Source organism: Rhodococcus sp. no. 34, from assembly GCF_054589475.1.
On the sequence record NZ_BAAILK010000026.1, the window covers coordinates 476,126 to 483,158 of the forward strand.

The 7,033-nt window shown below is 64.1% G+C and carries 5 protein-coding genes; 3 read left to right on the forward strand and 2 right to left on the reverse strand.

Going from position 1 to position 7,033, the window contains the following annotated elements; all coding sequences use genetic code 11:
- Positions 1 to 31: 31 nt before the first annotated feature.
- Complete coding sequence (locus ACYP01_RS11290; protein ID WP_459679980.1) at positions 32 to 2,194, reverse strand: acyl-CoA dehydrogenase; 2,163 nt, start codon at positions 2,192 to 2,194, stop codon at positions 32 to 34.
- Between the two features lie 94 nt (positions 2,195 to 2,288).
- Between ACYP01_RS11290 and kstR the strand changes: the two genes are divergently transcribed.
- Together kstR and otsB are read left to right on the forward strand one after the other, a co-directional pair.
- The gene (gene kstR / locus ACYP01_RS11295; RefSeq protein ID WP_003945752.1) at positions 2,289 to 2,927 is read left to right on the forward strand and encodes a cholesterol catabolism transcriptional regulator KstR; all 639 of its coding nucleotides are present in this window, start codon (positions 2,289 to 2,291) and stop codon (positions 2,925 to 2,927) included.
- A gap of 87 nt (positions 2,928 to 3,014) precedes the next feature.
- Positions 3,015 to 5,555 carry a trehalose-phosphatase gene (gene otsB, locus ACYP01_RS11300; RefSeq protein WP_007733998.1) on the forward strand — a complete coding sequence of 847 codons (2,541 nt, stop codon included), beginning with the start codon at positions 3,015 to 3,017 and terminating at the stop codon, positions 5,553 to 5,555.
- 3 nt (positions 5,556 to 5,558) lie between these two features.
- Here the strand turns inward: otsB and ACYP01_RS11305 are convergent, their stop codons facing one another.
- Positions 5,559 to 6,647, reverse strand: coding sequence for a LacI family DNA-binding transcriptional regulator (locus ACYP01_RS11305; protein ID WP_007733995.1), 1,089 nt, complete (start codon positions 6,645 to 6,647; stop codon positions 5,559 to 5,561).
- A gap of 139 nt (positions 6,648 to 6,786) precedes the next feature.
- On the opposite strand from ACYP01_RS11305, the gene ACYP01_RS11310 reads away from it, so the two are divergent.
- The coding region (locus tag ACYP01_RS11310; RefSeq protein WP_459679984.1) for a metal ABC transporter solute-binding protein, Zn/Mn family at positions 6,787 to 7,033 on the forward strand (247 nt) is incomplete at its 3' end.

Here is a 7,033-nt window from a genome sequence, read left to right on the forward strand (position 1 = left end):
GGACATTTCTAAAGGCCTCTACTTACGCCGTCTAATCACGGGGCAGGCCCAGAATTCTCTCCGCGGCGACGGTCAACAGAATCTGCGTGGTTCCGCCGGCAATCGACAGGCATCGCGTGTTGAGGAACTCACGCGAAAGCGGGCCCTCCACCCACCCGGCAGTACCACCCAATTCCATGGCGAACTCCGCGACATTCTGACGCTGGCGCACGCCCACCAGCTTGCGGACGCTCGACGCCGGACCCGGATCCTGACCGTCCAATTGCCGCAGTGTCGTGCGCAATTCCAGCAGTGAGCCCACCATGGCGGTTCCGATCAGCCCACCGAGCTTGTCTGCCACCACAGGATCGGGGTCGCCGGCCAGCTCGAGCAATTCCTCCATCGCACCGCCGAGCGAAGAGCCACCGCTCATTGCGACCCGCTCGTTGGCGAGGGTCGTTCGGGCCAGTTTCCAGCCTCCACCGAGCTGGCCGACGACGCACTCGTCCGGGACGAAGACGTCGTCGAGGAAGACTTCGTTGAACAGGGCATCTCCGGTGATCTCGCGCAGCGGCGAGATTCGAATCCCCGCCGTCTTCATGTCGAGAAGGAAGTACGTGATGCCCTTGTGTTTGGGAACCTCGCGATCGGTCCTGGCGAGGCAGATGGCCCAGTCAGCTTCACGCGCAAGCGAAGTCCAGACTTTCTGGCCGTTCAGCTTCCAACCGCCGTCGACCTTTTCCGCGGTCGTGCGCAGTGCCGCAAGATCCGAACCTGCGCCGGGTTCGCTGAAGAGCTGGCACCAGGTGATCTCGCCCTTGAGCGTCGGAGTCGCAAATCTTTCGATCTGCTCCGCACTGCCGTGCTCGAGGATGGTGGGCACTGCCCACCAGCCGATCACCAGATCGGGTCGGCCGATACCGACGGCCGCCAACTCTTCTTCGATCAAAATCTGTTGCGCAGCCTTGGCGCCCCGGCCGTACGGCTTGGGCCAGTGCGGTGCAAGGTAGCCCGATTCGGCCAACGCGTTGCGCTGCTCGGATTCGGGCAGCGCCACCAATTGCGCTACCTCTTCGCGAATTTCGGACCGGTCGGATTCGAGCTCACTCAAGTCGATCTGAAGGTGACGCCGTGCGCCGCCGATCGTCAATTCCGCGACGCGTGCGCGCCAATGAGACGATCCGCCCAGAATCTGCCGGAGCGACAGTGCTCGACGAAGGTAGAAGTGCGCCTCGTGCTCCCAGGTGAATCCGATGCCGCCGAGCACTTGAATGCAGTCCTTTGCCGTGTCGACAGCGGCATCCAGCGACACCGCGGCGGCCACTGCTGCGGCGATCGGAAGTTCGTCGCCCGACTCGGCAGCGACCGCACCATCCCAGGCGACGGCTCCGGCATTCTCTACGCGACACAGCATTTCGGCGCAGATGTGTTTGATCGCCTGGAACGAGCCGATGGGCTTTCCGAATTGTTCGCGAATCTTCGCGTACTCCACCGCAGTACGCAGGCTCCACGCCGCAATTCCGGCAGCTTCGGCAGCCCCCAGTACCGCCGCTAGGTCGGAAACCGATCCTGGCGCAATGTCATCGAGGATTCGGTCGGCATCGACCGTCACTCGATCGAAGGAGACTCGCGCCAGTGGTCGCGACTTGTCGATCGTGTCGACCGCTTCGTAGGTCACGCCTTCGCTGTCTCCGTCGACGAGAGCCCAGACGACACGCGAGCCTTCGTCTTCGGACACGACGCCCGCCGACACGAGTACCGATACGCCTGAATCGCCGCCCCAGGCGTAACCTCCTTCGCCATGAAGCTCGATGCCGCCGGACGCATTCGCCGTTGCCGCAACTGGACTTTCGTCCAATACGACGGCACACGGCAGCGCACCGTCGGCGAGCGTTTCGGTCCATCGCTTGGCAGCGGGCGACGAACTACGCCCCACCACCAGAGCTGCGAGTGCAGTCGTGAGAACAGGACCCGGCACGAGTTCGATTGCCGCCTGCTCGAGCATTGCTGCGAGATCGACGATTTCGGCCCCGGCTCCGCCTACCGCTTCGGGAACGGCGACCGAAAATATCCCGAGAGACGCGAACTCGGACCATTTCTCCCGCCACGAAACTGCTGGTCCACGGCGTACCATGTCCATCGGCGTGGCCGAGCGAGCCCAGGCCTCTATCGATTCCTGGACCGCCCGCTGTTCATCGGTCGTGGCGATTGTCACAACTGGTTCCCGCCTCTCGATAAGTGACACAATTGTTTAGAACGTGTTCTAATATGACACCTGGCCAAGAGTCAAGGCGCGAAGGAATTTGTCGATGACCACAACATCCCGATCCCGCTCCAACGCGGTTGCTTCTGCAACGCTCGGGGACGACGATCTCAGCTCCAACGCGCAACGTGAACGCCGCAAGCGGATTCTCGACGCAACACTCGCCTTGGCGTCCAAGGGGGGCTACGAGGCTGTTCAGATGCGCGCCGTGGCCGAGCGTGCCGACGTCGCAGTCGGAACGCTCTATCGCTACTTCCCGTCCAAGGTTCACCTACTGGTGTCCGCCCTGGCACGCGAATTCGAGAAGATCGATTCCAAGGGCAAGATCCCGCCTGGAACCAGTCCGCTCGAGCGGATGCAGCTGATCCTCAGCCTCATCACCCGCGCGATGCAGCGCGATCCGCTCCTCACCGAAGCGATGACTCGCGCGTTCATGTTCGCCGACGCCTCCGCAGCGGCCGAGGTCGATCAGGTGGGCCAGTTGATGGACCGCCTCTTCGCACGAGCGATGACCGAAGAGGAGCCAACCGAAGAGCAGTTGGCGATCGCGCGCGTGATCTCCGATGTGTGGCTGTCCAATTTGGTGGCATGGCTCACGCGACGCTCTTCGGCTACCGATGTCGCCAATCGACTGGAATTGACGGTTGAACTGCTGCTCGGTGACGGAACTCGGAAACCCGAATAGACATCCTTTGTCGCATCTGTCATTTTTGCACTGATCGGCCGGAAACGTATCGAGCCAGGAGTCGCTGCATCACCTAGATTTGAAGAGGTGAGCGCACAAGATCTGTCCATCGAACTCCGCCGAGCGCTGTCAGGCGTGGCACGCACGCCGCGTCTGCTCGTAGCCTCCGACTACGACGGGACGATGGCACCCATCGTCGCCAACCCGGACAAGGCGTATCCCCGGGCGGAAACGGTGCGTGCGCTTCGCTCTCTCGCCAGCCTCGCGTCGACGACGGCTGCCGTGATCTCGGGCCGCGCCCTCAAGGATCTGGCTGCGCTGTCCCGACTTCCCGCCGAAGTGCAATTGGTCGGCAGCCACGGCTCCGAGTTCGACATCGGATTCGTTCACGCGATCGACGCCGACGCCAGGAAACTGCTCGACGAGATCGTCACCGAGTTGGGCCGAATCGCCGCCGACACCCCTGGGGCAACGGTGGAGAAGAAGCCCGCCAGCGTTGCACTGCACGTACGCAACACCAGTGCCGACGACGCCGAGAAGGCGCTCATCGCCGTCCGCACCGAATCGGCACTCTGGCCAGGCGTTCAGGTCACCGAGGGCAAATCGGTGGTCGAGTTGGCTGTCATCGCCACCGACAAGGGGCACGCACTCGACTTGATTCGCCATCAGGACGGCGCAACCGCTGCCGTCTTCATCGGCGACGACGTGACCGACGAAAAGGCGTTCAGCAGGCTTCAGGGGCCGGACATCGGAATCAAGGTCGGCAGCGGGGACACCGTCGCCGACTATCGCGTCGACAGCACCGAGGACGTCGCTGCTGCTCTGGCGTTCCTGCTCGACGAGCGTCGTACGTGGCTTTCCGGCGCCGACGCTCCGCCCATCGAGCGGCTCTCGATGCTCGCCAGTCCGCGCACCGTCGCTTTGGTGACCCCGGATGCGACGCTGACCTGGTTGTGTCACCCGGAACCGGATTCAGCGGCCGTCTTCGCACACCTTCTCGGCGGAACCGGGGCCGGCCACTTCTCGGTCGGGCCTCGACGCACAGCCTTGCCGCTGAGCCAGAAGTACATCGACAGCACGATGACAGTTCAGACCCGCTGGGCGAGCCTGTCCGTCACCGACTACCTCCCCCACGACGTCCCACAGGGACGAACCGACCTGACCCGCATCATTTCCGGTCAGGCCGACGCGATCGTCTCGTTTGCACCCCGTCCCGAGTTCGGCCAGGGTCAGGTCACGCTCGAGGTCGTCGACGAGGGCATTCGGGTCCTCGGCACCAACGAGCCGTACGTGCTCCGCTCCCCCGGTGTGCTGTGGAACATCGCCACCGACGGAAACCAGCAGACCGCCCACGCCATCGTCGAGCCGTCCAAGGGTGACGTCGTCCTCGAATTGCGCTGCGGAACAGAAGAAATCGGCCCGTCCGACGTTCCGGAGCTCGAGCGTCGAGCGACCTCGGAGGCCTACTGGTCCGATTGGGCCAAGACGCTCGAACTCCCGAAGCTGAAGCCGGACTTGATGAAACGCTCTGCACTGACCTTGCGCGGGCTGGTCCACGCCGATTCCGGTTCCATCATGGCTGCCGCGACGACGTCCCTGCCGGAAGAGATCGGCGGAGTCCGCAACTGGGACTACCGCTATTGCTGGTTGCGCGACGCCGCCCTCACCGCAACAGCTCTCGTGAGCGTCGGATCCACCGACGAGGCCGAGAACTACCTGGACTGGGTCCACCGCGTGCTCGAAACACTGCCGGGACCCGAGCGCCTGCACCCCCTCTACACGCTCCACGGGACTTCGCTACCGCCAGAGGCCGTCATCGATTCACTCCCCGGATACGCCGGCTCCCGGCCGGTCCGCGTCGGAAACGCCGCGAATCAGCAGGTTCAACTGGACGTGTTCGGCCCGATCGTCGAGCTCATCGTCGAACTGGCGAATGCACGCGAAAAGGCCGGTGATCCCGATCCTTTGAGCGACCGCGACTGGGAACTGGTGTGCGCCATGGTCGAAGCAGTGCAGCGGCGCTGGTTCGAACCCGATCACGGCATCTGGGAAATTCGCGACAACCCGCGCCACCACGTCTATTCCAAGGTTATGGGCTGGGTCACCGTCGACCGCGCCGTCGATCTTGCGACCCGCTTTTCTCGCGAGGCCCTGCCCGAGTGGGTGGAACTGCGTGACCAGATCGCCGACGAAGTACGACACAAGGGCTGGAAGGACGACGTCCAGTCGTACACCGCAGCCTACGACGGTACCGATCTCGACGCGGCGACTCTGCACATCGGGCTGTCGGGGCTGATCGATCCGACGGATCCGCGCTTTGCAGCGACCGTCGTAGCCACCGAGGCCGAACTACGCAGCGGCTCAACGGTATACCGCTACCATCACGACGACGGCCTGCCCGGCATCGAAGGTGGATTCCATCTCTGTGCCGCCTGGCTCGTCGAGGCATACCTACTGATCGGGCAACGCCTGCAAGCAGAGGCACTGTTCGACCAGTTGGTCGCGGCAGCGGGTCCCACCGGACTGCTCGCGGAGGAGTACGACCCCATCGCGGAACGCTCACTGGGCAACCACCCCCAGGCGTACAGCCATCTGGGCTTGTTGCGCTGCGCCCAACTCCTGGCGTGAGCGCTACCCCTTGATCCGGCCTGATGTTCGCCCGGCCAGTAGTTCGGTGTCGAGCATCTCGACTATCGGAACGCCGGATCCGGACGGCGACATCAGGAGCGCACCGGCACGCCGGCCCTTCTCTTCCTGGGGCTGGCGCACCGTTGTCAGTGATTCGCGCAGCGCCTCGTCGACGCCGTCGAATCCGGTGATCGACAGTTGGCCAGGTACATCTATGCCCTGCCAGCGCGCCCAGTCCAAGGCGCCGAGAGCCAGCACGTCGGTGGTGCAGACCAGTGCGGTGATCTCGGGGTTGGTCGCGAGAGCTTCCGCCGCCGCCGAGTGCCCGGATTGCGATGTGTGGACGTACCGCTCGATCACGGTGAGTGAGAGTGGGTCCATGTCGGACGCCACCATCGCGTCGCGCACTCCTTCGATCCGCTCACGCTGGACGTGGAAGTGTGGGGACTTGAGTCGTTCCTGGCTGACGACGCCGTCCATCCGGTCGCGCCCCAGCCTCATGCAGAGCACGCCGATGTCGCGGTGGCCGAGCCCGATGAGGTAGTCGGCGACCTTGCGCATGGCAGCGCGGTCGTCGATGCCCACGAGGGATGCACCGGGAATCTCGCGGGGCTGGTCGCAGACGACGATCGGAATGTGACGCTCGAGCACGGCAGCGAGATACGGGTCGTCGTCGGCCACGGAGTAGACGACAAAGCCGTCGACGCCCGCCTGCTGGACCACGGCGGCAGCATCCACCTCGTCGCGGCCGGGCCCGGCCGGGATGAGCAGCAAGCCCTGGCCGGCGTCCTCACATGATTCCGAGAGACCGGCAAGGAAGCTCATGGCGGCCGGGTCGCGGAACGAATAACTGAGTGCTTCGGTGAGCAGGAGACCGACGGCGCCGGCTTTGCGAGTTCGCAAGGAGCGGGCGACCGGATCAGGTCCGGGGTATCCGCGTCGCTTGGCCGCTTGGAGCACTCGATCCCGCAGCTCGACGGAGAGCTGATCGGGTCGGTTGTACGCGTTCGAGACTGTAGTTCTCGACACATTGAGCTCGGCGGCAAGCGACGCCAAAGTGGCTTGACGGCGTGGCTGACGGGACCGGGGCATAAACGGACGTTAGCCGTAGTGCCCGCAGACGGCGCGTTGGGGCTGAACCGAAGGTGAACTACCAGCGACTATGCGCTAATGTGTAACGGTAACGGTTTCCAATAGCATTTAGCCCAGCCTTTGTTCAGGAGAAAAGCACGTGCGTTCGTCGTCGAAATTCCGCACCGCCACCGCCCTCGCGGCCGTCTCGGTCGCCGCAGCATTCGCGCTCACCGCGTGCAGCTCAACCTCCTCGAAGGACGACGGCATCACCGTCGTCGCATCGACGAACGTGTGGGGCAACGTCGCGCAGGCCGTCGCCGGCGACAAGCTGACCGTGACGTCGATCATCAACGAGCCGTCTGCGGACCCACACTCGTTCGAGGCGACTCCCGCCGATGCCGCCA

Coding starts and splice junctions, on each gene's coding strand:
- kstR (WP_003945752.1), top strand. CDS start 2,289: ATGACCACAACATCCCGATCCCGCTCCAACGCGGTTGCTTCTGCAACG.
- ACYP01_RS11305 (WP_007733995.1), bottom strand. CDS start 6,647: ATGCCCCGGTCCCGTCAGCCACGCCGTCAAGCCACTTTGGCGTCGCTT.